At 71.5% G+C, this 24,685-nt stretch carries 18 protein-coding genes; 16 read left to right on the top strand and 2 right to left on the bottom strand.

What is annotated here, in order from left to right:
- Window positions 1-9: 9 nt before the first annotated feature.
- A complete protein-coding gene (gene hrpA, locus WFJ36_RS11385; RefSeq protein ID WP_292790081.1) occupies window positions 10-3,951 on the bottom strand; it encodes an ATP-dependent RNA helicase HrpA in 3,942 nt (1,313 codons plus the stop codon).
- A gap of 66 nt (window positions 3,952-4,017) precedes the next feature.
- On the opposite strand from hrpA, the gene WFJ36_RS11380 reads away from it, so the two are divergent.
- The 7 genes from WFJ36_RS11380 to WFJ36_RS11350 all read left to right on the top strand — a co-directional run bounded on the left by WFJ36_RS11380 (window position 4,018) and on the right by WFJ36_RS11350 (window position 11,924).
- Window positions 4,018-5,265, top strand: coding sequence for a heparan-alpha-glucosaminide N-acetyltransferase domain-containing protein (locus WFJ36_RS11380; protein ID WP_292790079.1), 1,248 nt, complete (start codon window positions 4,018-4,020; stop codon window positions 5,263-5,265).
- Between the two features lie 55 nt (window positions 5,266-5,320).
- On the top strand, window positions 5,321-6,157 hold the full coding sequence (locus WFJ36_RS11375; protein WP_071330032.1) for an aldo/keto reductase: 837 nt from the start codon (window positions 5,321-5,323) through the stop codon (window positions 6,155-6,157).
- Window positions 6,158-6,306: 149 nt separating this feature from the next.
- Window positions 6,307-6,876 carry an FMN reductase gene (gene msuE, locus WFJ36_RS11370; protein WP_071330033.1) on the top strand — a complete coding sequence of 190 codons (570 nt, stop codon included), beginning with the start codon at window positions 6,307-6,309 and terminating at the stop codon, window positions 6,874-6,876.
- Window positions 6,877-6,995: 119 nt separating this feature from the next.
- Window positions 6,996-8,798, top strand: coding sequence for a thioredoxin domain-containing protein (locus WFJ36_RS11365; RefSeq protein ID WP_292790076.1), 1,803 nt, complete (start codon window positions 6,996-6,998; stop codon window positions 8,796-8,798).
- Window positions 8,799-8,963: 165 nt separating this feature from the next.
- Window positions 8,964-10,055: a histidinol-phosphate transaminase gene (gene hisC / locus WFJ36_RS11360; RefSeq protein WP_071330035.1), complete on the top strand. Its 1,092-nt coding sequence runs from the start codon at window positions 8,964-8,966 to the stop codon at window positions 10,053-10,055.
- Window positions 10,052-11,443, top strand: a complete 1,392-nt coding sequence (locus tag WFJ36_RS11355; protein WP_292790072.1) for an amino acid permease — start codon at window positions 10,052-10,054, stop codon at window positions 11,441-11,443. The genes hisC and WFJ36_RS11355 overlap by 4 nt, the downstream gene beginning before the upstream one ends.
- A gap of 1 nt (window position 11,444) precedes the next feature.
- Window positions 11,445-11,924: an Lrp/AsnC family transcriptional regulator gene (locus WFJ36_RS11350; protein WP_025105602.1), complete on the top strand. Its 480-nt coding sequence runs from the start codon at window positions 11,445-11,447 to the stop codon at window positions 11,922-11,924.
- A gap of 34 nt (window positions 11,925-11,958) precedes the next feature.
- On the opposite strand, the gene WFJ36_RS11345 is transcribed toward WFJ36_RS11350, so the two are convergent.
- Entirely contained in the window at window positions 11,959-13,512 is a 1,554-nt protein-coding gene (locus WFJ36_RS11345) for a dolichyl-phosphate-mannose--protein mannosyltransferase (protein ID WP_292790069.1), read from the bottom strand.
- A gap of 83 nt (window positions 13,513-13,595) precedes the next feature.
- Here WFJ36_RS11345 and rsmI point away from each other — a divergent pair, with 83 nt between their 5' ends.
- From rsmI to metG, 9 genes are all read left to right on the top strand, one after another.
- Window positions 13,596-14,417, top strand: coding sequence for a 16S rRNA (cytidine(1402)-2'-O)-methyltransferase (rsmI, locus tag WFJ36_RS11340; protein ID WP_292790067.1), 822 nt, complete (start codon window positions 13,596-13,598; stop codon window positions 14,415-14,417).
- 53 nt (window positions 14,418-14,470) lie between these two features.
- Window positions 14,471-15,127 carry a class I SAM-dependent DNA methyltransferase gene (locus WFJ36_RS11335; protein WP_292790065.1) on the top strand — a complete coding sequence of 219 codons (657 nt, stop codon included), beginning with the start codon at window positions 14,471-14,473 and terminating at the stop codon, window positions 15,125-15,127.
- 192 nt (window positions 15,128-15,319) lie between these two features.
- Window positions 15,320-16,414 (top strand): LacI family DNA-binding transcriptional regulator, encoded by a 1,095-nt coding sequence (locus tag WFJ36_RS11330; RefSeq protein WP_083391804.1) that lies wholly within the window; start codon window positions 15,320-15,322, stop codon window positions 16,412-16,414.
- A gap of 156 nt (window positions 16,415-16,570) precedes the next feature.
- Window positions 16,571-18,235 carry an ABC transporter substrate-binding protein gene (locus tag WFJ36_RS11325; protein ID WP_071329618.1) on the top strand — a complete coding sequence of 555 codons (1,665 nt, stop codon included), beginning with the start codon at window positions 16,571-16,573 and terminating at the stop codon, window positions 18,233-18,235.
- Window positions 18,232-19,212 (top strand): ABC transporter permease, encoded by a 981-nt coding sequence (locus WFJ36_RS11320; RefSeq protein ID WP_071329619.1) that lies wholly within the window; start codon window positions 18,232-18,234, stop codon window positions 19,210-19,212. Before WFJ36_RS11325 ends, WFJ36_RS11320 begins: the two co-directional genes overlap by 4 nt.
- Window positions 19,209-20,141 carry an ABC transporter permease gene (locus WFJ36_RS11315; protein WP_025105609.1) on the top strand — a complete coding sequence of 311 codons (933 nt, stop codon included), beginning with the start codon at window positions 19,209-19,211 and terminating at the stop codon, window positions 20,139-20,141. Before WFJ36_RS11320 ends, WFJ36_RS11315 begins: the two co-directional genes overlap by 4 nt.
- A gap of 5 nt (window positions 20,142-20,146) precedes the next feature.
- On the top strand, window positions 20,147-21,847 hold the full coding sequence (locus WFJ36_RS11310) for an ABC transporter ATP-binding protein (protein WP_071329621.1): 1,701 nt from the start codon (window positions 20,147-20,149) through the stop codon (window positions 21,845-21,847).
- A 39-nt stretch (window positions 21,848-21,886) separates the two neighbouring features.
- Entirely contained in the window at window positions 21,887-23,056 is a 1,170-nt protein-coding gene (locus tag WFJ36_RS11305) for a glycoside hydrolase family 1 protein (protein ID WP_102209046.1), read from the top strand.
- Between the two features lie 49 nt (window positions 23,057-23,105).
- Window positions 23,106-24,683 carry a methionine--tRNA ligase gene (metG, locus tag WFJ36_RS11300; protein WP_292790056.1) on the top strand — a complete coding sequence of 526 codons (1,578 nt, stop codon included), beginning with the start codon at window positions 23,106-23,108 and terminating at the stop codon, window positions 24,681-24,683.
- The last annotated feature ends 2 nt before the right edge of the window (window positions 24,684-24,685 follow it).

Here is a 24,685-nt window from a genome sequence, read left to right as displayed (position 1 = left end):
CGGCGGGGGTCACTTCCCCGCGAGCGCCTTGGTGATCCGCTGCGGCGACACCGGCTGCGCGGTGCCGAGACGCTGGGCGAAGACGCTGACCCGGTACTCCTCCAGGAGCCAGCGCACCTCGACGATCGCGGGGGGAGCGTCGGGCGCGAGGGGGATGGTGCCCCCGGCGTCCGCGAACAGCGCCGCCATCCGCTCGAACTCCGTCATCCGCGCGCGGTCCTTGCCCGGCTCGTTCGCGAGGGTCTTCAGCCGGTCGATGATGCCGTCGAGGTACCGGGGGAAGTGGGCGAGCCGGTCGACTCCCGCTGCCGCGACGAAGCCGGGGTGCAGCAGGCCGGAGAGCTGAGTGCGGATGTCGTTCAGCGGGCCGAGCAGCGCCAGCGCGTTCTGCGACTTGATGCCGCGCTCCACCTCCCGCGCCTTCGTGAGGATGCGGGCGACCAGGGAGACGCAGGCGAAGAGCTCGTCGACGAGCACGGCGGAGACGGCGTCGCGGACCCGGGCGAAGTCGGCCTCGGTGCGCACGACGCCACGGTCCCGGCCGTCGGCGCCACCGGTCGACGCGTCGATCACACGACCGGCGACGGCGGCCCGGCAGTCCTCGATGAGCGCGGCCGCCGACGGGTACGGCGAGGCGGCGAGTGCGAGCTTCTCCTGGCTGGTGAGGTGCTGCTGCACGTACGACGACGGCGACGGCACCGCGAGCAGGACGAGACGGAGCACGCCGTCGCGCGTGGCGGCGGCCGCGGCGTCGGGAGTCGCCTCGACCCGCACCGACACGCTCGTGCCGGCATCGACGATCGCCGGGTACCCGCGGACGACCCCGCCCGCGACCTTCGTGTCGATGACCGCCGGGAGGTCGCCGAACGTCCACGCCGTCAGCCCGGTCTGCTCGACGGGAGCGGCGGCCACGCGCTCCGCCCCGCGGGGCCCCGGTGCCTCCGCGCGCCCGGGTCGGGCGATGGAGCGGGCGACGCTGCTGCGCGCACGGTCGGAGAGCTCGGCCTGCAGCGCCCGGAGATCGCGCCCGGACCCGACCACCCGTCCCCGCTCGTCCACGGCGCGGAAGTTCATGCGCAGATGCGCCGGCACCCGTTCGTCGTCGAAGTCGGCGGCCGTGACCACCTGGTTCGCGAGCGGCTGCACGAGCCGCGCGAGCGCCTCCTTGAGAGTGCGCGGGGGGAGACCGCCGTGCACCTCCGGACCCTCGTCGGCCAGCGCCGCCCCGAACTTCTCCGCCCAGTCGGCGGCGGGGACGACGTGGCGCCGGATGGCCTTGGGCAGCGCACGCAGCAGTCCGGTGACGAGCTCGGCGCGGAGCCCAGGCACCTGCCAGTCGAAGCCGCGGTCCTCGATCTGGGCGAGCAGCGGCAGCGGGACCACGACGCTCACGCCGTCGTCGGGGGCACCCGGCTCGAACCGGTACGCGAGGCCGAGCACCTGATCGCCCTGCGTCCACCGGGTCGGGAACTCGCGCTGGTCGGCGCGGTCCTCGTCGTCGATGAGGTCGCTCTCGCGCATCACGAGCAGCTTCGGCGTCGTCCTCAGCGCCTCGCGCCACCACTTCTCGAACGACCGCACGTCGAACACGTCGGCGGGGATGCGCTCGTCGTAGAAGCGGAAGACGGCCTCGTCGCCGGCCAGGATGTCGCGGCGCCGCTCGCGCTCCTCGAGCTTCTCCAAGCGGCGGCGGAGCTCGGCGTTGCTGCGCCAGAACGCACTGACCCGCTTGTCGATGCGGGACGGATCCCATTCGCCCTCGACGAGCGCATGACGCACGAAGAGCTCGCGCGAGGCGGCCCGGTCGATGCGGGCGAACTGCACGCGCCGGCGCGGGATGATCTCGACCCCGAACAGCGTGACCTTCTCGAACGCCACGGCGGCTCCGGCGTCCTTGGACCAGTGCGGCTCGGTGACCTGGCGCTTGGCGAGGTCGCCGGCGAGGGGCTCGGCCCAGGCGGGGTCGATGGCGGCGACGGTGCGGGCGAAGGTGCGGGAGGTCTCCACGATCTCGGCGGCCATGACCGCCCGGGGGCTCTTCTTGCGCAACCCCGAGCCCGGGAAGATCGAGAACCGGATGCCCCGCGCGCCCCGGTACTCGGTGATCCGGCGGCGGGCGTCCCCCGCGGGGGAGTGGGCCTTCCCCGCGGGGGCGGTGCGCTCGTCGAGGACGCCGATCTGCGACAGCAGGCCGGACAGCAGCGCGCGGTGGATGGCATCCGGATCGGCGGCACCGCTCGGCTCCGCCCCGCGGTCGGGGGTCTTGACGAGCGTCCGCAGCTGGCGATGCACGTCGAACCACTCGCGGACCCGCACGTAGTTGAGGTGCTCGCTGCGGCACAGCCGGCGGAACGCGCTGGAGCCGAGCGCGCGCTGCTGCTCTCGGAGGTGGTTCCAGAGGTTCAGGAGGGTGAGGAAGTCGCTCGTCGGATCCACGAAGCGCGCGTGCAGCCGGTCGGCCTCCTCTCGCCGCTCCTCCGGTCGCTCCCGCACGTCCTGGATGGACAGCCCCGCCACGATCGCGAGCACGTCCCGCAGCACCGACCCCTGGGTCCCTGGGCCTGTCGAAGGGCCCGCCTCGATGAGCATCCGCGCGAACCGCGGGTCCATCGGCATCCGGGCGATGTCGCGCCCGATGCGGGTGAGCCGGGGGCCGTCGTCCGGGCCGTGCGCCGGGCGGAGGGCGCCGAGTTCGGTGAGCAGGTCGAACGCCGCCTTCACGCCCCGGGAGTCGGGCGGGGTGAGGAAGGGGAACGCGGTGATGTCCCCGAAGCCCAGCGCGAGCATCTGCAGGATGACGGAGGCGAGCGAGGTGCGCAGGATCTCGGGTTCGGTGAACTCGGGACGCCGCGCGAAGTCCTCCTCGGAGTACAGGCGGATGGCGATGCCGTCACTCGTACGGCCGGCACGACCGGAGCGCTGGTTCGCCGAGGCCTGGGAGATGGCCTCGATGGGCAGCCGCTGCACCTTCGAGCGGTTGCTGTACCGGGAGATGCGGGCGGTGCCCGCGTCGATGACGTACTTGATGCCGGGCACCGTGAGGCTCGTCTCGGCCACGTTCGTCGCGAGCACGACCCGGCGACGGACCCCGGCCACGGTGCTGCGCTCGAACACCCGGTGCTGCTCCGCGGCGGAGAGCCGACCGAACAGGGGGAGGACCTCGGTGGGCGAACGGTCCTTGGCGTAGGCGGCGCGCACGGCGTCGGCCGCATCCCGGATCTCCGCCTCGCCCGGCAGGAACACGAGCACGTCGCCTGGTGCCTCCCGGTCCAGCTCGCGGAGCGCCGCGACGATCGCGCTCACCTCGTCCTCCGGCTCGCCGGCGGCGTCCTGCTCCGCGTCCTCGTCGACGAGCGGGCGATAGCGGATCTCGACGGGATATGTGCGCCCCGACACCTCGATGACGGGCGCGGGGGTGCCGTCGGCAGCGGCGAAGTGGCGGGCGAAGCTCTCCGGGTCGATCGTGGCGGAGGTGATGATCACCTTCAGGTCCGGGCGCTCCGGGAGGATGCGGGCGAGGTAGCCCAGCAGGAAGTCGACGTTGAGGGAGCGCTCGTGGGCCTCGTCGATGATGATCGTGTCGTAGCGCGTCAGCAGCCGGTCCCGGTGGATCTCGTTGAGGAGGATCCCGTCGGTCATCAGCGCGATCCGGGTCTCGTCGGAGACCTTGTCGGTGAAGCGCACCTTGTAGCCGACGAGGGTGCCGAGCTCGACCCGCAGCTCCTCGGCCACGCGCTCCGCGATCGTGCGGGCGGCCAGCCGTCGGGGCTGGGTATGGGCGATGCGCTCCCGGCCCAGCTCCAGCGCGATCTTCGGGAGCTGGGTGGTCTTCCCCGATCCGGTCGCGCCGGCGACGATGACGACCTGGTGGTCGCGGATGGCGTCGGCGATCTCGTCCCTGGCCGCGCTGACGGGCAGCTCCGGAGGGTAGGAGATCACGGGGGAGGACATAGCCCTCCATCGTATGCCGGGATGCGCGCCGGGGTCGCCGCGATCGCCGCATACGATCATCGGGTGATGACTGCTCTCCGCCCCGTGCGCTGGTTCCGTGATTTCGGGCGGCCGCCGCGCATCCTCGGTCTCGACGTCGCCCGGGGTCTGGCGATCCTCGGCATGGCCGGTGCCCACGTCGGCGTGACGGAGGCGTTCGAGTGGGGCGACCCGACGACGTGGACCGACCTCGTGCACGGTCGCTCGTCGATCCTGTTCGCGCTGCTCGCCGGCGTCTCCATCGCCCTCATGACAGGACGCGACGTGCTGCCGGAGCGGGAGCGCGTCCCGAGCATCCGCCTCAACCTCGTCGGCCGCGGCGCGGTGATCTTCGTGATCGGTCTCGCCCTGGAGCTCCTCAACACGCCGATCGCCGTGATCCTCACCCTCTACGGCCTGCTGTACGTCGCCGTCATCCCGGTCCTGCGGTGGCGACCGTGGCAGCTGCTCCTCGGCGCCGCCGTCCTCGCCCTCGCCGGTCCGGCGCTGCTCGCTCTGCTCAGCGCGGTGGCGCTGCAGCCGTTCGGCGCGGGCATCGGGTTCGCGCTCTACGGCACCTATCCGATCACCGTGTGGCTGGCGCTCGTGCTCGGCGGCATGGCTCTGGGCCGGCTCCGGGTGCAGGAGCTGCGCACGGCCGTCGTCGCCCTCGTCGTCGGCGTGGTCCTCGCCGCGATCGGCTACGGCCTCGGCGCTCTCGGCGCGGGCGCGGGACTGGGCGGGACCGGATCACTCAGCTCCTCGACGAGCGGATACTCCGGGAGCGAGAGCATCGAGATCCTTCCCGACGAGAGCCTGGACAGCCTCCCTGTCGAGAGCCTGTCGTCGTCGTTCATCCCGGACGACGCGATGCCGCCGTCGGGCTGGGAGAGCTACCCCGAAGCGCTCGCCGCGACGGACCCGCTCGGCTCCATGGTCCGCGCGGTCTTCGCCGTCGACCCGCATAGCGGTGGCACCGCCGAGATCCTGGGCTCCGGCGGCTTCGCCCTCGCGGTGGTCGCCCTGTGCCTGCTGCTGAGCCGTCCGCTGCGCTGGCTGCTGCTGCCCCTCGGAGCTCTGGGATCCATGCCGCTCACGGCATACAGCCTGCACGTCGTCTCCGTCGTCGTCGTCGCCGGCCCCGGCGGCTTCATCGCGGACAACGCCTTCTGGGCGCTCACGGCCCTGGCGCTCCTGATGGTCACGACGCTGTGGGCGATGTTCGTCGGCCGTGGCCCCCTGGAGCGACTTGTCGGGAAGGGCGCCGTCGCGATGGCGGCCGTCCCTCGCCGCTGACGCTTTTCGTCATCCGCACGGCCGCACCTGTCATCACAGGTCCTAGGCTGGGGGGATGACCATTCCTGCACTCGAACTGAACGACGGCAACTCCATCCCCCAGCTGGGCTACGGCGTCTTCAAGGTGCCGCCGGCGGAGACCGAGAAGGCGGTGAGCGAAGCCCTGGAGATCGGGTACCGCCACATCGACACCGCCGCGATCTACGGCAACGAGGAGGGTGTCGGCGCGGCCATCGCGTCCTCCGGCATCCCCCGCGAGGAGCTCTTCGTCACCACGAAGCTGTGGAACGACCGCCACCACGACGACGAGCCCCGCGCCGCCATCGGCGAGAGCCTGGAGAAGCTCGGCCTGGAGCAGGTCGACCTCTACCTCGTGCACTGGCCCACCCCGGCGAAGGACGACTACGTCCACGCGTTCGCGAAGCTCATCGAGCTGCGCGACGCGGGCCTGACGCGCAGCATCGGCGTCTCGAACTTCCTCGTGCCGCACCTGGAGCGCACGGTGAAGGAGACCGGCGTCGTCCCGGCCGTGAACCAGATCGAGCTGCACCCGGCGTACCAGCGCCGCGAGGAGGTCGCCTGGGCCGAGGCCAACGGCGTCCGCATCGAGGCCTGGGGTCCGCTCGGCCAGGGCAAGTACGACCTCTTCGGCACCCCGGCGATCGCGGAGGCGGCCGCCGCTCACGGCGTGACGCCCGCACAGGCCGTCCTGCGCTGGCACCTGCAGAAGGGCATCATCGTCTTCCCGAAGTCGGTGCGCCCCGAGCGCCTGCGCGAGAACCTCGATGTGTTCGGCTTCGAGCTGACCGACGCCGAGATCGCCGCGATCGACGCGCTCGACCCGCTCGACGGTTCCGGCCGCGTGGGCTCGCACCCGGACGAGGTCAACTGATCCCGCCCTCATACCGGCCGCGGGCCCGGCACTGACGCCGTCACCGAGCAGGCACTGACCGGAGCCGCGCTCCACAGCACGGACACCGCACATGACGCCCCGTGTCGCTTCGCGCGACACGGGGCGTCCGCGTGGGTACCGTCGAGCGCATGACAGCTCCGCTCCGCGTCGTCGCCGTCTCGGGCTCCCTGCACGAGCCGAGCAAGACCACCGCCCTCCTCCGTGCGATCACCGCCGCGGTCGCCGAGCGCGCCCCCGTCGAGGCGCAGCTGATCGAGCTCACGCAGATCGGCCCCTCGCTCGCGGGTGCTCTCACCCGTGACCAGCTCCCGCCGGAGGCGGAGGCGCAGCTGAAGGCGATCGAGACCGCCGACCTGCTCATCGCGGGCAGCCCGGTGTACCGCGCCTCGTTCACGGGGCTGTTCAAGCACCTGTTCGACTTCGTGGACCAGTACGCCCTCGTCGGCACGCCGGTGCTCCTCGCCGCGACCGGCGGCGGCGAGCGGCACGCCCTCATGATCGAGCACCAGCTCCGTCCCCTGTTCGCGTTCTTCCAGGCGCTCACCCTCCCGCTCGGCGTGTACGCGAGCACGACCGACTTCGACGGCTACGAGGTGGCCACCGACGTGCTGCGGGCGCGGATCGCGCTCGCAGCCGAGCGCGCCCTTCCGCTCGTCGGCTACACCGCGTCTCGCCCCGCGGAGCTGCTCGTCGGCTGATCCGGGTCTCCCGGTCTCGCGGAGCTGCTCGACGGTTGAGCCTGTCTCGCCCCGCGGAGCTGCTCGTCGGCTGATCCGGGTCCGACCCCCAGCAGGCCTCCCCGGCGTAGCGTGGGAGCATGACGAACCGGCTCGCCGACACTCTCAGCCCCTATCTGCGGGCGCACGCGGACAACCCCGTCGACTGGTACCCCTGGGGGGAGGAGGCCTTCGCGGAGGCTCGCCGCCGGGACGTGCCGATGCTGATTTCGATCGGCTACTCCACCTGTCACTGGTGCCATGTGATGGCGCGCGAGTCGTTCGCCGACCCGGAGACCGCCGCCCGCATCAACGAGGGGTTCGTCGCGGTGAAGGTCGACCGCGAGGAGCATCCGCACGTCGACGGGGCGTACATGGCCGCCGCGTCCGCGTTCACCCAGAACCTCGGCTGGCCGCTCACGGTGTTCACCACGCCCGCCGGACGCGCCTTCTACGCGGGGACGTACTGGCCGCCGGAGGCGCGACCGCCGATGCCCGCGTTCCGCGATGTGCTGGCCGCGGTGCGCGAGGCGTGGACGACGCGACGGGCGCAGGCCGAGGAATCCGCCGACGCGGTGACCGCGGCGCTCGCCGAGGCGGCGGAGACCGCGGCGTCGAGCCTCCCGGACGCCGCCGCCCTCGCGGAGGCCGCCCGCGGTCTCGCCGCCAGGGAGGACGCGGAGTTCGGCGGCTTCGGCGGAGCTCCGAAGTTCCCGGTGGCCACGACCCTGCGGTTCCTCCAGGAGCCCCTCGTCCGCGCGGCCGCACCGGAGGCGGCGGCTGCGGCCGAGCGCGCCCTCGCGGCGATGGTGGACTCGGATCTGCGTGACGCCGACGGCGGGTTCTTCCGCTATGCGACCCGGCGTGACTGGACGGTGCCGCACTACGAGCGCATGCTGACCGACAACGCCCAGCTGCTCGAGGTCGCGCTCGACGCCGGCGACGAGGAGACCGCGCGCGGCATAGCCCGCTTCCTGCTCGGCACGCTGCGGCGGAAGGGCGGCGGCTTCGGCGCTGCGCAGGATTCCGAATCGTGGATCGACGGGGCCCGCAGCGAGGGGGGCTACTACCTCCGTCCCGTCGCGGAGCGCGCGGCGCTGGAGCCGCCCGCGGTAGACGGCAAGGTCATCACGGGCTGGAACGGCCTCGCGATCGCGGCACTCGCCCGGGCGGGGGCGGCGCTCGGCGAGGACGCGTGGATCGCCGATGCCGCAGAGGCGGCCGCGGCCGTGCTCGGCACCAACCGCGGGGCCGACGGCGCGCTCGTACGGGCCTCCCTGGACGGCCGACCCTCCGCCGCGGTCGCCACCGCCGCCGACCTCGCTCTCCTCGCCGACGGCCTGTTCGCCCTCGCGGCGGCGACGGGTGACGTCGCTCCGGCGGTCACGGGGCGCGACCTCCTCGACGGGGTGCTGGACGGCGCCGCGGGGGAGGACCCGCTGCTCCGTACGCAGGGCATCGCCGCCTCGCCCGACCACACCGACGGCGACCTCCCCTCGGACACGGCGGCGGTCGCGCAGGCCGCGCTCAGTGCCTGGCGGCTCGGAGCGGGGGACCGCTATCGCGCGGCGGCGGCCGAGCGGGTGCAGGCCCTTGCCTCCCGGGCACTCGCCCAGCCCTTCGCCCACGGCAGTCTGCTGCGGGTCGCCGCAGGACTCGCCACGGCGCCGCGGCAGCTCGTCGTGGTGACGGAGGACCCCGGTGGCGTGCTCGCCGCCGCGGCCCGCGGAGCCGATGCCGATGTCGTCGCCGTCGTCACGCCGGCGCAGGCCGCGGCGTTCGCCGCCGCGGGGTTCGAGCTGTTCGAGGGCAAGGAGGCGACCGCCGAGCGCGCCTACGACTGCCGCGCCTTCGTGTGCCGCCTGCCGGTGAGCGATCCGGCCGCGGTCTCGCGCGCACGGTGAGCGCCCTTCTCCGGCGCAGCGCTGTGCATTCTGCCTACCGTGCGGCGTCCTTCAGCCTGTCGAGTGCGCGCGATGCGCAGCTTCGAGTGCACGGTTTGCCCAGCGCCCGCCATCCGTTCTAGGGTGACGCGACCCCTCTCGGATCACAGCAAGGATGCTCTGACGATGACTCTCTCCGCCCGCGCCGGTCTCGACGCCGTGCCCGCCTACCGACAGGGGCGCTCCGCCCCGGCCGGTGCCTCCAAGCTCTCCTCGAACGAGTCCCCGCATCCGCCGCTGCCCTCCGTCGTGCGCGCCGTGCAGGACCGGGTGGCCGGCATCCACCGCTACCCGGACATGAGTGCCTCCGCGGTCCGGGAGGCGCTCGCCGCCCGGTATGCGGTGAACCCGGCGCAGGTGACCGTCGGCGCGGGGTCGGTGGAGATCGCCGCCCAGCTCATCCACGCGGTCGCCGGCGAGGGGGACGAGGTCGTCTTCGCGTGGCGGTCCTTCGAGGCCTACCCCTCGCTCGTCCGGATCGCCGGGGCGACGCCCGTCGCCGTGCCGCTGGATGCCGATCACGGACACGACCTCGACGCGATGCTCGCCGCGATCACCCCGCGCACGCGCCTCGTCTTCGTGTGCAACCCCAACAACCCGACCGGCACGGTCGTCGACGCCGAGGCCCTGGAGCGCTTCGTCGCCGCGGTGCCGCACGACGTCCTCGTCGTCATCGACGAGGCCTACGTGCACTTCGACCGCACGGACAGCCGCGGCGCCGGCATCGAGCTGTTCCGTCGCCACCCGCACGTCGCGGTGCTGCACACGTTCTCCAAGGCCTACGGCCTCGCCGGTCTCCGTATCGGCTATGCGATCGCCCCCGCCACGATCGCCGAGGCGCAGCGCAAGGTGGCCGTGCCGTTCGGGGTCACCGACCTCGCCCAGGCCGCGGCCCTCGCCTCGCTCGCCGCGGAGGACGAGCTCGCCGTCCGCATCGACGAGGTCGTGGCGCAGCGCGACCGGCTGTACACCGTGCTCACCGCCGCCGGCTGGCCCGCCGTCCGCTCGCAGGCCAACTTCGTCTGGGTTCCCGCGGGGGAGCACACCGCCGAGCTCGACGCCGTCCTGCACGCCGGGGGCGTGGTCGCCCGCGCCTTCCCCGGTGAGGGCGTCCGTATCTCGTCCGGCTCCGCCGCCGACATCGATCGGGTGGAAGCGGCCCTCGCGGCCTCCGGCGATTCCGACCACGATTCCGACCTGATGGAGGTGGGCGCGTGACCACCGAGGTCCCCGTCACCACGACGACCACGAAGGGCTTGCACCCGGGCCTCACCCGCCGCCAGATCTCCATGATGGGGCTCGGCGGCGCGATCGGCGCGGGGCTGTTCGTCGGCTCCGGGCAGGCGATCAGCATCGCCGGACCCGCCGTGCTCATCTCGTACCTCGTCGCGGGCGGCATCGTCGTGCTCGTGATGGCGATGCTCGCCGAGATGGTCGCGGCCCGTCCGAGCTCCGGCGCCTTCAGCTCCTACGCCCAGAAGGCCATGGGGCGCAGCGCCGGCAGCGCGGTGGGCTGGCTGTACTGGATTCAGCTCGTCGTCGTGATCGCCGCCGAGGCGACCGGCGCGGCCGGGATCGTGGCGAACTGGGTACCCGGGATCCCCGCGTGGGTGTGGGTGCTCGTGTTCGTCGTGGCCCTCACCGCGGTGAACCTCTTCGGCGTGCGCAACTACGGCCGTTTCGAGTTCTGGTTCGCGGCGATCAAGGTCGCCGCGATCATCGCCTTCCTCGTCGTCGGCGTATGCGCGATCGTCGGGCTCATCCCCGGCGTGCCGGCGACCGGCATCTCGAATCTGGTGGATGAGGGCGGCTTCGCGCCGCACGGCATCACCGGCATCGCGGCGGCGCTCCTCATCGTCGTCTTCGCGTTCGGCGGCACCGAGGTCGTCGCGATCGCGGCCGCCGAGTCGGACGACCCCTCCCGCAACATCCGCCGGATCGTGCGCGAGGTGCTGGTGCGCATCCTCGTCTTCTACGTCGGCTCGATCTTCGTCATCGTCGCGGTGCTCCCGTGGGACGACCCCGCCGTGCAGGCCGGTCCGTTCTCGGCGGTCCTGGACACCCTGAACGTGCCGGGCGTCGGCCTCGTGATGGACCTCATCGTGGTGATCGCGCTGCTCTCGGCCATGAACGCCAACATCTACGGCGCCTCCCGGATGGCGTACTCGCTGGGCGAACGCGGGCTGGCGCCGCTGTCCGTCACCCGGACGAGCCTCAAGGGCGTGCCGTTCGTCGCCGTCCTCGCCTCGGTGGCGTTCGGCTTCGTCACCGTCGGGTTGAACTGGGCGTTCCCGGATGTCGTGCTCCCGGCGCTGCTGAACGTCGTGGGGTCGACCCTGCTGGTGATCTGGACGGCGACGGCGATCTCGCAGATCGTGCTGCGCCGGCGGGCCGACCGCGCCGGCGAGGCGATGCCGATGCGGCTCTGGGGCTTCCCCTGGGTCTCGTGGCTCTGCCTGGTGCTGCTCACGGCCGTGATCGCGCTGGCGATGATCGACCCGGCCGCGCGCATCCAGCTGCTGCTCACGCTCGGGCTCACCGCCGTGCTGCTGGTCGTCGCCCGCCTGACGCGGGGTGTGTCCCGCCCCGGGATCGTCAAGGAGTGACGTGCGGATCGATCGCCTCGACGCCGCGCTGATCCGGCTGCTGACGGAGTCGCCGCAGCTGCCCCTGCTCGAGTGCGCACGCCGGCTGGGCATCGCGCGGGGGACGGCCACCAGCCGTCTCGCGCGCTTGCACGAGGGCGGGGTGATCGAGGCGATCGTGCCGCGCATCGACCCCGCCGGCTTCGGGTACGGCGTCGTGGCGTTCTGCCTCGTCGAGATCGATCAGAAGGTCGGACACGACGACGTCGCCACCGCCCTCGCGGACGCGGTGCCGGAGATCGTCGACATGCACACCGTGACCGGCGCGAGCGACATGCAGCTCCGGCTCGTCGCCCGCGATGCGACGCGGCTGCAGGAGGTGCTGGACCGGGTGGCCCTTGTGCCGGGGGTCGCGCGGACCGCGTCCTCCATCGCGATGCGCACGCATCTCTCCGGTCGCGTCCTCCCGCTCGTGGAGCACGTGGCCGACGAGGTCTCCTGACCCGGGGCCGCGCTGTGGCCGGCCAGCCCGCCGGTCAGACCCAGCCGGGCAGCCAGTTGTGCAGGCGCCAGAAGTCGTAGGGAACGCTCGTCCCCGTCCACAGCGGCAGGAAGAACGCCGACACCAGGACGACGACGCCGAGGTAGATCAGGACGGTGCGCTCTCCCGACTGCCGGCGCGGGAGCGGATCCCCCCGGCGCCCGGCGATGATCCGCAGCGTGGCGGTGAGCGCGAGCACGAGGAACGGCATCATCACGACCGTGTAGAACTGGAAGATCGTCCGGTCGGGGAACATGAGCCAGGGCAGGTAGGTCACCGCGAGCCCCACGAGCGGGAGGCTGAGCGCCGGGCCGACCGGCTGCCGCGTGATCCAGCCGCGGATGAGGCGGTAGAGCAGGTACACGCTGGCCGCGACGCCGCCGTACCAGATGAGCGGGTTGGGGATCGCCGAGATCACGCCGATGCAGTGGTCGACGCCGCAGCCGGTGGGGTCGCTGTCGACCCACACCGCGGTCGGGCGGAGCAGGAAGGGCCACTCCCACGCCGGGCTCGCGTACGGGTGCCCGCGGGTGAGGCCCACGTGGAACCCGAGCATGGCCTCGTGGTAGTTCCACAGGGCGATAAGCGGGTTCGGGTCGCTGCCGCGGTCGTAGCCGTTCGCCGTCACTAGCCACCCGGTCCAGCTCGCGAGGTACACCGCGAGAGCGGGGAAGACGAGGAGGACGAACGACACCGGCCCCTGCCGGAAGACCGCGGACGCCGGCCACACCACGACCCCGCCGCGGCGCCGGGCGAGGGCGTCGGTGATGACGACGTAGAGTCCGAAGCCCGCGAGCACGTACAGCCCCGACCACTTCACCGCCGAGGCGGCGCCGAGTGCGAGCCCCGCGGCGACGAGCCAGGGACGGCGCCAGAGGATCGGTCCCCACAGCGGGTGCTCGTCGTCGGGGTCCCGGCGTTCGAGCAGCGGGATCGTGCGCTGGCGGTCGATGAGAACGAACAGCACGCCCAGCAGCACGAAGAAGGTGAGGATGCCGTCGAGCAGCGCGATCCGGCTCATCACGATGCTGAGGCCGTCGATCGCGAGGAGCGTCCCGGCCACCGTCGCCGCCACGACCGAGCCGGTCAGGCGCCGGGCGATGAGGAAGACCAGCAGCACCGATCCCGCGCCGAGGACGGCGGTCGCCAGACGCCAGCCGGCGCTGTTGTCCGGGCCGCCGATGGCCATGCCGAGCGCGATGAGCCACTTCCCGAGCGGCGGGTGCACGATGAAGGCGCCCTTGTTCGTCAGCGGGAGCTCCTGCAGGGTGACGAAGGCGTCGTTCGCGTTCTCGCCCCACACCCCCTCGTACCCGAGGCTCCACAGCGACCAGGCGTCCTTGACGTAGTAGGTCTCGTCGAAGGCGAGCTGGTGTGGGTGCCCGACGTTCGCCAGGCGCAGCACCGCCGCGAGAGCGGTGACCAGCAGCGGGGCCAGCCAGCCGATCGCCCGGCCCCAGTCCGGCGCGTGCAGCACGCGGTCGCGGAGCCGCTCGTAGCGCGTGAGGCGCTCCTCGGGGAGAGGCAGGAGGGGCTCGGGCGCGGTCACCGGTCCAGTCTAGACACACTCCGCCCTGTGCTCCCGGTATGCCGGCCCCCGGGTCGCTGCGGGTCCACGCCTAAGCTGGGCGGGTGATCATCCTCGCCGCGACCCCGATCGGAAACCTGGGCGATGCGTCGCGGCGCCTCGTGGAGGTGCTGGAGAACGCGGAGATCGTCGTCGCGGAGGACACCCGCACGACGCAGCGCCTCCTGCAGGCCCTCGCGATCGACAACCGGCCCCGCTTGATCGCGCTCCACGACCACAACGAGAAGCAGAAGGCCGCGGAACTGGCCGCGCTCGCCGCGGAGACCGACCTCGTGGTGCTGAGCGATGCGGGCATGCCGACCGTGAGCGACCCGGGGTACGGCCTCGTCGCCGAGGCGGTGGCGCAGGGGGTCACGGTGACCGCGATCCCGGGGCCCAGCGCAGTGCTCATGGCCCTGGCGATCTCGGGGCTGCCGACGGACCGCTTCACTTTCGAGGGGTTCCTGCCGAGGAAGCCGGGGGAGCGCCGGGCGACCCTCTCCGCCCTCGCCACCGAGCCCCGCACGATGGTGTTCTTCGAGTCGCCCTCGCGCCTGGCGACGACTCTCACCGACATGGGGGCCGCTTTCGGTGCGGACCGCCGGATCGCCGTGTGCCGGGAGCTGACCAAGCTGTACGAGGAGGTGCGTCGTGGCACCGCGTCCGAGCTCGCCGCCTGGGCCGCTGACGGGGTGAAGGGCGAGATCGTGGTGGTCGTCGAGGGGGCGCCGCGGCGGGAGGCCTCTCCGGAGGACGCCCTCGCCCAGGTGCAGGCCCTGGTCGCGGACGGCACCCGCCTGAAGGAGGCGGCCTCCGAGGTCGCGGCCCTGACGGGCTTGTCCTCCCGGGAGCTGTATCAGGCGGCCCTCGCGGCGCGGTCACGGTGACTCCCGTCGCAGATTCGCCCCGGGGTCGCAGGGAGGCGCGGGACGGCTGCGACATGAGCCCGGATCTGCGACCTGCCGCGGGACAGGACTCGGTCGCGCGCGCCTACGATGCGAGGGCCGCGGAGTACCGGGAGGTCGCGGGAGACCTGGGGCTGATGGATCCGCGCGACCGCGAGCTCATCCGGCGCTGGCGCGATGAGACCCCGGGGCGACTGCTCGATGCGGGATGCGGCCCCGGTCACTGGACGGCCTTCCTGCACGGGGATGAGGGCGCAGAGTTCGGAACCGGGCGGGACGTCGAGGGGATCGACCTCTCCGCGGCGTTCATCCACGGGGCGCGGGCGCGGTATCCGCACCTCTCGTTCCATCACGGGTCGTTCCGGACGCTGCCGCAGGCATCGGGCACGGTCGGCGGGGTCCTCGCGTGGTACTCCGTGATCCACACGCCTCCGACCGAGCTGCCGGACGTGTTCGCCGAGTTCGCCCGGGTGCTCGCCCCCGGTGGGAGCCTGCTCCTCGGCTTCTTCGTCGGCGAACCTCGGGCGGTCTTCCCGCATGCCGTCGCCCCCGCGTTCTTCTGGACGGCCGAGGCCCTGTCCCCGCTGCTCGCCGCGGCCGGTCTCGAACTGCAGTGGTCCGAGACCCGCGAGCGCGAACCCGGCGAGATCAGCTCTCGCCCCCACGGAGCCCTCCGCGCCCTCCGCCCCTGACCTGCCCTGTCCAGGCACACCCTCGCAGATCCGCACCGTCTCGCAGAGACTGACTCTATTCCTGCGACACCGACGCGAATCTGCGCCGGCGCGCGGGAGGGGCGGAGGGGAGGGGAGGGGAGGGGGAGGGGGAGACTGTCCTACGCTGACAGGACCAGGACCAGGACCAGGACCGCGACGAGAGGAGTCCGTGTGAGCAAGGCCGCGACGGTGTATGACGTCGCCGACCGCGCCGGAGTGTCGATCGCGACCGTGTCGCGGGTGCTGCGCTCGCCGGAGGCCGTTCGTCCGGTGACCCGCGAGCGGGTGCTCGACGCGGTCTCCGCGCTGGGATACGTCCCCAGCGGGAGCGCGCGAGGTCTCGCGGAGCGCCGGACCGGGGTGCTGGGGCTGTACTTCCCGGGATTCGACGCCGCCGAGGACGCTCCGCCCCTCGACGTGCTGTCCGCCGCCGCCCGCCCGCCGTTCACCGTCGTGTCGGAGGACCAGGACCCGCCGCACTCGTCGATGCTGTTCCTCGATGAAGTCCTCCGCGGCGCCGAGCTGGAGGCATGGAAGCAGGGGTTCGTGCTCATGGTGGGCGTCGGCCGCGACGATCCCGACCGCTCCACCGTCCGCGACATGGCCGGCCGCGTGGACGGGCTCATGGTGCTCGCCCGCAGCGTGCCGGACGACGTGCTCGCCCGGCTGGCCCGCCGCATCCCGGTGGTCGTGCTGTCCGGACCGCCGCGGGGCGATGCCTACGATCACGTCACGGTGAGCAACGTCGAGGCGATGGGGGAGCTGACCCGCCACGTGCTGTCCCAGGTCGGGGAGGGGGAGATCGCGTTCCTCGCGGGCCCGGCCGACTCGCCCGACGCCGAGCAGCGGTGGGAGGGCGTGTCGACCGCGCTCGCCGCGGCGGGGCGCGATCCGGCGGCGGTGCGCATGCTCCGGGGTGACTTCACCCGCGCCTCCGGGCGTCGGGCGGGGGCGGAGTTCGCGCACGACGGCGTGCCCGCCGCTCTCATCGCCGCCAACGACCAGATGGCCCTCGGCGCCATGGACGTGTTCCGGGGCGCGGGCGTGCGGGTGCCCGACGACGTCCTCGTCACGGGGTTCGACGGCATCGAGGCGGCGACGCTGGTGTCGCCCCCGCTGACCACGATCCGGCAGCCGATGATCGAGCTCGGACGCGCGGCCGTGCAGGTGCTCGCGCGACGGCTGGAGCAGCCGGACGCCCCGCCGCTCACCACGCGGCTGCCGCTCCAGATCCTCCTCCGCGAGAGCTCCACGCGCCCCTCCTGAGTCGCCGCGGCCGCGCCGCCCCGGAGGACCCCCGGGCTCACCACGGGGTTGCCGATTCAAAATGTATGCGCTTACAATCTGGTGTACGGCTTCGGCCGGCAGGACTCCCCACCCCCCGGGGCGCCCTTCATGACAGAGACGACATGAGGTCATCCAGTGGCAGAGACGCACACCTTCCGACGCTGGCGCCGCGCCGCCGTCGTGGGGCTCGCGGCCGCAGCGGTCGCGCTCAGCGGCTGCAGCATCCAGATCAGCTCGCAGCCCGACCCCTCGATCGGCGACGACACGATGCTCATCAACGCCGACAAGGGCAACCCGTTCTTCACGCAGAACTTCAACCCCTACCTCACGAACACCCGGACCGCCTCGCGGTGGATCTACGAGCCGCTCATCCTGGTGAACCCGCTCGACGGCGAGCTCACCCCGTGGCTCGCGTCCGAGTGGACCCAGCCGGATGCCCGCACCATCGTGATGACGGTCCGCGACGGCGTGGAGTGGAGCGACGGCGAGCCCCTCACCCCGGAGGATGTGGCCTTCACGTTCCAGCTCATCAAGGACGAGCCCTCGCTCGACATCAAGGGCGCGTGGCAGCACATCGACCGCATCGAGGTCGACGGCGACGACGTGGTGTTCCACCTCCAGGGCGAGGACGCGCCGTCGCTCTCGATCCTCGGGCAGACCATGATCGTGCCCGAGCACCTGTGGGCCGACGTGGAGGACCCGGCCACCTGGCGCAACGAGGAGCCGGTGGGCACCGGGCCGTTCGTGCTCGGCAACTACAACGACCAGCAGTACTCGATGGACCGCAACCCGGACTACTGGCAGGCGGACAAGATCGAGATCGAGCACATCATCCTCCCGGCCACGAACACCCAGCTCGACACCGTGACCCGCGGCTACGACTGGGCCTACTCCTTCATCTCCGACGTCGAGGGCACCTGGGGGGCGGCGAGTCCCGACAACACCTGGTGGTTCCCGCCGGGCGGCGTCATCTCGCTCGTGCCCAACCTCGAGGTCGCTCCCTTCGACGACGTGAACGTCCGTCGCGGCATCGCGCTCGCGCTCGACCGGGAGGAGATCGCGGAGACCGCCTCGGAGGGCTATATGCAGCCCGCCGGGCAGACCGGCCTCATCCTGCCCAACCAGGAGAAGTACCTCGACCCGGAGATCCCGGACCAGGGCATGCTCGCCCAGGACCGCGACGCCGCGCTGGCGGCGTTCGCCGAGTCCGGGTACACCCTCCAGGGTGACCGGCTCGTCGGCGAGGACGGGGAGCAGCTCGCCTTCTCGCTGACCACCGCCAACGGCTACTCCGACTGGACGCGCGCCGCCCAGACCGTGCAGCGCCAGCTCGCGGACGTCGGCGTCACGGTGTCGCTCAAGCTCCCGCAGCCCGCCGGGTATCAGAGCGCGATCGGCACCGGCGACTTCGAGATGGCGATCGGCGGCATGGGCAACGGCGACGTGTACCAGGCCTACAACAGCCTGCTCTCCAGCGACTTCTACGTGCCGGCCGGCGAGGTCACGACCAACAACTTCGAGCGCTACCGCTCCCCGGAGGCCGACGCCCTGCTGGAGGAGTACCGCGCCACGATCGACCCCGACCGCCAGACCGAGATCGTGCACGAGCTGCAGAGCATCGTGTACGAGGAGGTCCCCGTGATCGGCCTCTACTACGGCGGGATCTGGGGCCTGTTCAACGACGCGAAGTTCACCGGCTGGCCCTCCGCGGACGATCCGTACATGATCCCGCAGAATTACGACTCGGCGCCGCTGGGCATCTTCACCCACCTGAAGCGCACGGACGGAGGGGACCAGTGAAGTACGTCCTCCAGAAGATCGGCCTGTTCGTGCTCACCCTGTGGGCCGCGATCACCCTGAACTTCTTCCTCCCGCGACTCATGCCCGGCTCTCCCGCCGACGCGGCGATCGCGAAGCTCTCCCAGAACGGTCCGGTCTCGGACGCCACGCGCGCCGCGATCGAGGCGCAGCTCGGAGTGCCGACCGGTTCGATGTGGGACCAGTACGTGGCCTACCTCGGCCAGGTCGTCCGGCTCGACTTCGGCGTCTCGTACACGTTCTACCCGCAGACCGTGTCGAGCATGGTCTCCACCGCGTTGCCCTACACGCTCGGCCTCGTCGGCATCGTCACGATCCTCGCCTTCGTGATCGGCACGCTCATCGGCGTGATGGCCGCCTGGCGGCGCGGCACCTGGCTGGATTCGCTGCCCACCCTGACCGGGTCGTTCCTCAGCACGTTCCCGTACTTCTGGACGGCGCTGCTGCTGCTGTTCTTCCTGGGCTACGTGCTGCACTGGTTCCCGACCACCGGCGCCTACTCGGCGACGACCACCCCGGGGTTCACCGGGGACTTCATCGTCGACCTCGTCCGGCACGCGTTCCTTCCGGCGCTGACGATCCTGCTCACCTCCCTCGGCGGCTGGATCATCGGCATGCGCAACGCGATGATCAACACGCTCGGCGAGGACTACATCACCTTCGGCGAGGCGAACGGCCTCCGCGGTCGCACGATCGCCCTCCGTTACGCGGCCCGCAACGCGATCCTGCCGAACCTGACCGGCTTCGGGCTCACGCTCGGCGGCGTGGTGGGCGGCTCGATCCTCGTCGAGCAGGTGTTCGGATACCCGGGCATCGGCTACCTGCTCTTCAACGCCGTGATCGGGCAGGACTACCCGCTCATGCAGGCGCTCTTCCTGATGATCACCGTGAGCGTGCTCATCGCCAACTTCCTCGTGGACATCCTCTACGGGGTTCTCGACCCGAGGACTCGCCGATGACGACCCCGAACCCCACCCCCAGCACCGTGACCGTCAAGGTCCCCACCGCCCGCATCGCGGCGCCCAGCCCCTGGCGCGCCTTCGGCCGGATGGTCGGCACCCTGTGGTCCAACGGCAAGGCCCGCATCGGCCTCTGCCTCCTCGCGTTCTTCGTGCTCGTCGCCGTGTTCGCCCCGCTCCTGGCTCCGTACGGGCCGAAGGAGAACGGGTTTCCGCGCAACGCCGACGCCTCGTGGGAGCACTGGCTCGGCACGACCGCGGCCGGGGAGGACGTGCTCAGCCAGCTCATCTACGGCGCCCAGGTCAGCCTCCTCGTTGGTTTCGCGGCCGGGCTGCTCTCCACGATCGTGGCCGTGCTGATCGGTCTGAGCTGGGGCTACATGCGCGGGTTCGCGGGCGAGGTCGTCGGGTTCATCGTCAACCTGTTCCTCGTGATCCCCGGCCTGCCGCTGATGATCGTGATCGCGGCCTACCTGCAGAACGGCGGCATCCTCATGATCATCGCCGTGATCGTCGTGACCGGCTGGGCGTGGGGTGCGCGCGTGCTGCGCAGCCAGACCCAGTCCCTCCGCGGCAACGACTTCGTCACCTCGGCGCAGTTCTCCGGCGACAGCAGGGCGCGGATCGTCTTCCGCGAGATACTGCCGAACATGACGTCGATCATCGCCGGCACCCTCTTCGGGGCGGCGACGGCGGCGATCCTCGCCGAGGCGGGGCTGGAGTTCCTCGGCCTCGGCGACTCCAGCATCGTCAGCTGGGGCACGATGCTCTACTGGGCGCAGAACTCCAACTCCCTGCTCACCGGACAGTGGCTGCTGCTGTTCGCGCCCGGTCTGTGCATCGCGCTGCTCGCCCTCAGCCTCACACTCATCAACTTCGGCGTGGACGGCATCTCCAATCCGCGCCTGCGCGAAGGGAAGGGCCGATGAGCGCCATGGAGCACGACGACATCCTCCTCGACGTCCAGTCGCTGTCCGTGGAGTACGCCTCCCCGGGGCAGGAACCGGTGCCGGCGGTGCGCGACGTGTCGTTCGCGCTGCGGCGCGGCGAGTTCGTCGGGCTCGTCGGCGAGTCCGGGTCGGGCAAGTCCACGCTGGGCTTCGCGCTGACGCGGCTGCAGAAGCCGCCGGCGCGCATCAGCGGCGGACGCATCCTCTTCGACGGCCGCGACATCCGCGAGCTCGATGCCGAGGAGCTGCGGCGTCAGCGCCAGGGCGGCTTCGCGATGGTGCTGCAGTCCGGCATGAACGCGCTGAACCCTGTGCGGACCGTGGGCAACCACTTCCGCGACATCTTCGCCGCGCACGGTCATGTGCCCGCCGAGCAGCGCCAGGCCAGGGCGCGGGAGCTCGTCGGCAAGGTGGGGCTGAAGCCGGAGGTGCTCGACCGGTACCCCGGGGAGCTCTCCGGCGGCATGCGGCAGCGCGCCTCGATCGCCCTCGCCCTCTCGCTCGAGCCCCAGCTGATGGTGTTCGACGAGCCGACCACCGCGCTCGACGTGCTCGTCCAGCACGCGGTCATGGACACGATCCAGGAGCTGCAGCGGTCCGAGCGCTTCACGGCGATCCTCATCAGCCACGACCTCGGGATCGTCCTCGAGGCGACCGACCGGGTGATGGTCATGCACGAGGGCCGCATCGTGGAGGACGCCCGCAGCCAGGACATCCTGCACCGCCCGCAGGACGAGTACACCCGGATGCTGCTGAGCCACTACGCCGACCCGCGCGCCGAGAAGATCGAGATCCCCGGGTTCGTCGATCTCGGCACCCGTCGCCGGGAGGGACGCAGCCGTACGGACGTCACCGAGACCCTGCCGACCGTGTCGCCGCGGGACGCCCGGCGGGCCGACGCCGCGATCGTGGTGGAGGGCGTGACCAAGCGCTATCCGGCACCGCGCCGCGGTCAGGACTCGGTCGTCGCGGTCGACGACGTGTCCTTCCGCCTGGAGCCGGGGGAGGCGCTGGCGCTGGTCGGTGCCTCCGGCTCGGGCAAGTCGACGATCGCGAAGATGCTCACCGGCGTCGAGAAGCCGACCTCCGGCCGCATCCGCTTCGGCGACACCGATGTGGCGTCCTTGAAGCGCCGAGGACTCCGCGACCTCCGCAAGGACGTGCAGATGGTGTTCCAGGATCCGTACGCGGCCCTGAACCCGCTGCACACCGTCGAGTACGCGCTGACCCGTCCGGTCGTGAACTACACGAGGCTGCGCGGAGCGGAGGCCAGGGCCCGGGTGCTCGAACTGCTGGAGACGGTGGGCCTGACGCCCGTCGAGCAGTTCGCCGCCAAGCTGCCGCACCAGCTCTCCGGCGGGCAGCGGCAGCGCGTGGTGATCGCCAGGGCGCTCGCGAGCGACCCGCAGGTGCTCATCGCGGACGAGCCGGTGTCGATGCTCGACGTGTCGCTCCGCGCCGGCGTGCTTGCGCTGCTGGAGGACCTCCGCGAACGGTGGGGCATCAGCATGCTCTACATCACCCACGATCTGCTGAGCGCGCGGCTCGTCACCGAGAACATCCTCGTGCTCAACAGCGGCCGCGTCGTCGAGCGGGGCGAGACCTCCCAGGTGCTGCAGCATCCGGAGGACCCGTACACGGTCGAACTACTCGACGCCGTGCCGAACCCCGCCCGCGCCCGCTGACGCGCCGAACGACTGCAAGAAAGAGAGAGGAGCGCATCCGTGCTCGCATTCCCCGACGGCTTCCTCTGGGGCGCCGCGACCGCCGCCCATCAGGTGGAGGGCAACAACACCACGAGCAACTGGTGGGCGATGGAACACGCCCCCGACTCGCCCATGGTCGAGCCCTCCGGTGACGCCGCCGACCATTTCCACCGCTACCCGGAGGACATGCGGCTGCTCGCCGAGGCCGGGCTGAACTCCTACCGGTTCTCGGTCGAGTGGGCGCGGATCGAGCCGGAGCGCGGGTTCGTATCGCGGGCGATGCTCGACCACTACCGCCGGATGATCGACACCGCCAGGGAGAACGGGCTGGACCCGACGGTCACCCTCATGCACTTCACGGTGCCGCAGTGGTTCCAGAAGGACGGCTTCTGGCGTGCCGACGACGCGGTGGACCTGTTCTCCCGCTACGTGGAGACCGTGCTGCCGATCCTCGACGGCGTGCGCTACGTGTGCACGATCAACGAGCCGAACATCGCGGCGATGCTCGCCGGGGGAGAGGACGCGGCGAACCTCGTCGCCTACGGCCTGCCGAATCCGGACCTCGGTGTCGCGGACACCCTGCTGACGGCCCACCGGCGGGCGTCCGAGATCCTGCACACGGTGCCCGGAGTGCAGGCGGGCTGGACGATCGCCACCCAGGCCTTCCACTCCACCGGCGAGCCCGGCGCCGACGAGATGCTCGCGACGTACGGCGACCCGCGCGACCACTGGTACCTGGAGCAGTCCGCCGGAGATGACTTCGTGGGCGTGCAGGCCTACACCCGCACGTTCATCGGTCCGGAGGGGCCACTGCCGGTGTCGCCGGACGTGGAGACGACGCTCACGGGCTGGGAGTTCTTCCCCGAGGCACTCGAGCTGGGCGTGCGCAGCGCGTGGGAGCGCAGCGGCGGCGTCCCCGTGCTCGTCACGGAGAACGGCATCGCCACGGCCGACGACACCCGCCGCATCGCCTACACGCAGGGCGCACTGGAGGGGCTGCACCGCGCCATCAGCGACGGCATCGAGGTCCGCGCCTACCAGCACTGGAGTGCGCTGGACAACTACGAATGGGCGAGTGGATTCCGGCCGACGTTCGGTCTCATCGGCTTCGACCACGAGACCTTCGAGCGGTTCCCGAAGCCCTCGCTGGCCTGGCTCGGCGAGGTCGCCCGCCGCAATGGGCTCTGACGAGCCGCACGGCGTAACCACGGGCATGGGGGCACCTAGAATTGTCCCCATGCCCGCTGGCGACTCCTTCTACATCACCACGCCCATCTACTACCCCTCCGATGTGCCGCACATCGGTCACGGGTACACGACGGTGGCCGTCGACACGCTCGCACGGTGGCACCGCCAGGCGGGCGACGACACCTGGATGCTGACGGGCACCGACGAGCACGGTCAGAAGATGCTGCGGGCCGCGGCCGCCAACGGCGTCACCCCGCAGGAGTGGGTCGACAAGCTCGTCAGCGAGAGCTGGTTCCCGCTGCTGAAGACCCTCGACGTCGCGAACGACGACTTCATCCGCACCACGCAGGAGCGGCACGAGACCAACGTGCAGACGTTCTTCCAGCGGCTCTACGACCGCGGCTACATCTACGCGGGCGAGTACGAGGCGCTCTACTGTGTGGGCTGCGAGGAGTTCAAGCCGGAGTCCGAGATCGTCGACGGCACGGGTCCCTTTGAGGGGCTGAAGGTCTGCGCCATCCACTCCAAGCCGCTGGAGCTGCTGCAGGAGAAGAACTACTTCTTCAAGCTCAGCGAGTTCCAGGACCGCCTGCTCGAGCTCTACAAGACCGAGCCCGACTTCGTGCGGCCCGACTCGGCGCGCAACGAGGTCGTCTCGTTCGTGAGCCAGGGCCTCAAGGACCTCTCGATCTCCCGCTCGACCTTCGACTGGGGCATCCCGCTGCCGTGGGACGAGTCGCACGTCATCTACGTGTGGGTCGACGCGCTGCTCAACTACGCCACGGCCGTCGGCTACGGCTCCGACGAGGAGACCTTCGCGCGCCGCTGGCCCGCGTACCACGTCGTCGGCAAGGACATCCTGCGCTTCCACGCCGTGATCTGGCCGGCGCTGCTGATGGCGGCGGGGCTCGACGTCCCGAAGGGCGTCTTCGCGCACGGCTGGCTGCTCGTGGGCGGCGAGAAGATGTCGAAGTCGAAGCTCACCGGCATCGCGCCGACCGAGATCACCGACGTCTTCGGCTCCGACGCCTACCGCTTCTACTTCCTGTCCGCGATCGCGTTCGGTCAGGACGGCTCGTTCTCCTGGGAGGACCTCTCCGCGCGGTACCAGGCCGAGCTCGCGAACGGCTTCGGCAACCTCGCCTCGCGCACGACCGCCATGATCGAGAAGTACTTCGAGGGCATCGTGCCGCCGGCGGCCGAGTACACCGAGGCCGACCTCGCGATCCAGCGGATCGTCTCGGACGCCGCGACGAAGGCGGACGCGGCGATCGGCCAGTTCCGCATCGACGAGGCGATCTCCGCGATCTGGACCATCGTCGACGCGCTCAACGGGTACATCACCGAGAACGAGCCGTGGGCGCTCGCCCGCGACGAGGACCAGCGCGAGCGTCTGGGTACCGTGCTCTACACGTGCGCCGAGGGGCTGCGCGCGCTCGCCGTGCTGCTGTCGCCGGTGATGCCGCAGTCGACCGAGAAGCTGTGGATCGCGCTCGGTGCCGCGGAGACCCTGGGGCGGCTGCAGGACCAGCCGATCCGCGAGGCGGGTGCCTGGGGTGTGCTGAAGCCGGGCACGAGCGTCAACGGCCTCGCGCCGCTGTTCCCGCGCGTGGAGTCCACGGCCTGACA

The organism is Microbacterium sp. MMO-113 (assembly GCF_037148555.1).
In the GTDB taxonomy this organism is placed as follows: Bacteria; Actinomycetota; Actinomycetes; order Actinomycetales; family Microbacteriaceae; genus Microbacterium.
This window is presented reverse-complemented; position numbering and strand designations above follow the sequence as displayed.

Coding starts and splice junctions, on each gene's coding strand:
- hrpA (WP_292790081.1), bottom strand. CDS start 3,951: ATGTCCTCCCCCGTGATCTCCTACCCTCCGGAGCTGCCCGTCAGCGCG.
- WFJ36_RS11380 (WP_292790079.1), top strand. CDS start 4,018: ATGACTGCTCTCCGCCCCGTGCGCTGGTTCCGTGATTTCGGGCGGCCG.
- WFJ36_RS11375 (WP_071330032.1), top strand. CDS start 5,321: ATGACCATTCCTGCACTCGAACTGAACGACGGCAACTCCATCCCCCAG.
- msuE (WP_071330033.1), top strand. CDS start 6,307: ATGACAGCTCCGCTCCGCGTCGTCGCCGTCTCGGGCTCCCTGCACGAG.
- WFJ36_RS11365 (WP_292790076.1), top strand. CDS start 6,996: ATGACGAACCGGCTCGCCGACACTCTCAGCCCCTATCTGCGGGCGCAC.
- hisC (WP_071330035.1), top strand. CDS start 8,964: ATGACTCTCTCCGCCCGCGCCGGTCTCGACGCCGTGCCCGCCTACCGA.
- WFJ36_RS11335 (WP_292790065.1), top strand. CDS start 14,471: ATGAGCCCGGATCTGCGACCTGCCGCGGGACAGGACTCGGTCGCGCGC.
- WFJ36_RS11315 (WP_025105609.1), top strand. CDS start 19,209: ATGACGACCCCGAACCCCACCCCCAGCACCGTGACCGTCAAGGTCCCC.
- WFJ36_RS11310 (WP_071329621.1), top strand. CDS start 20,147: ATGGAGCACGACGACATCCTCCTCGACGTCCAGTCGCTGTCCGTGGAG.
- metG (WP_292790056.1), top strand. CDS start 23,106: ATGCCCGCTGGCGACTCCTTCTACATCACCACGCCCATCTACTACCCC.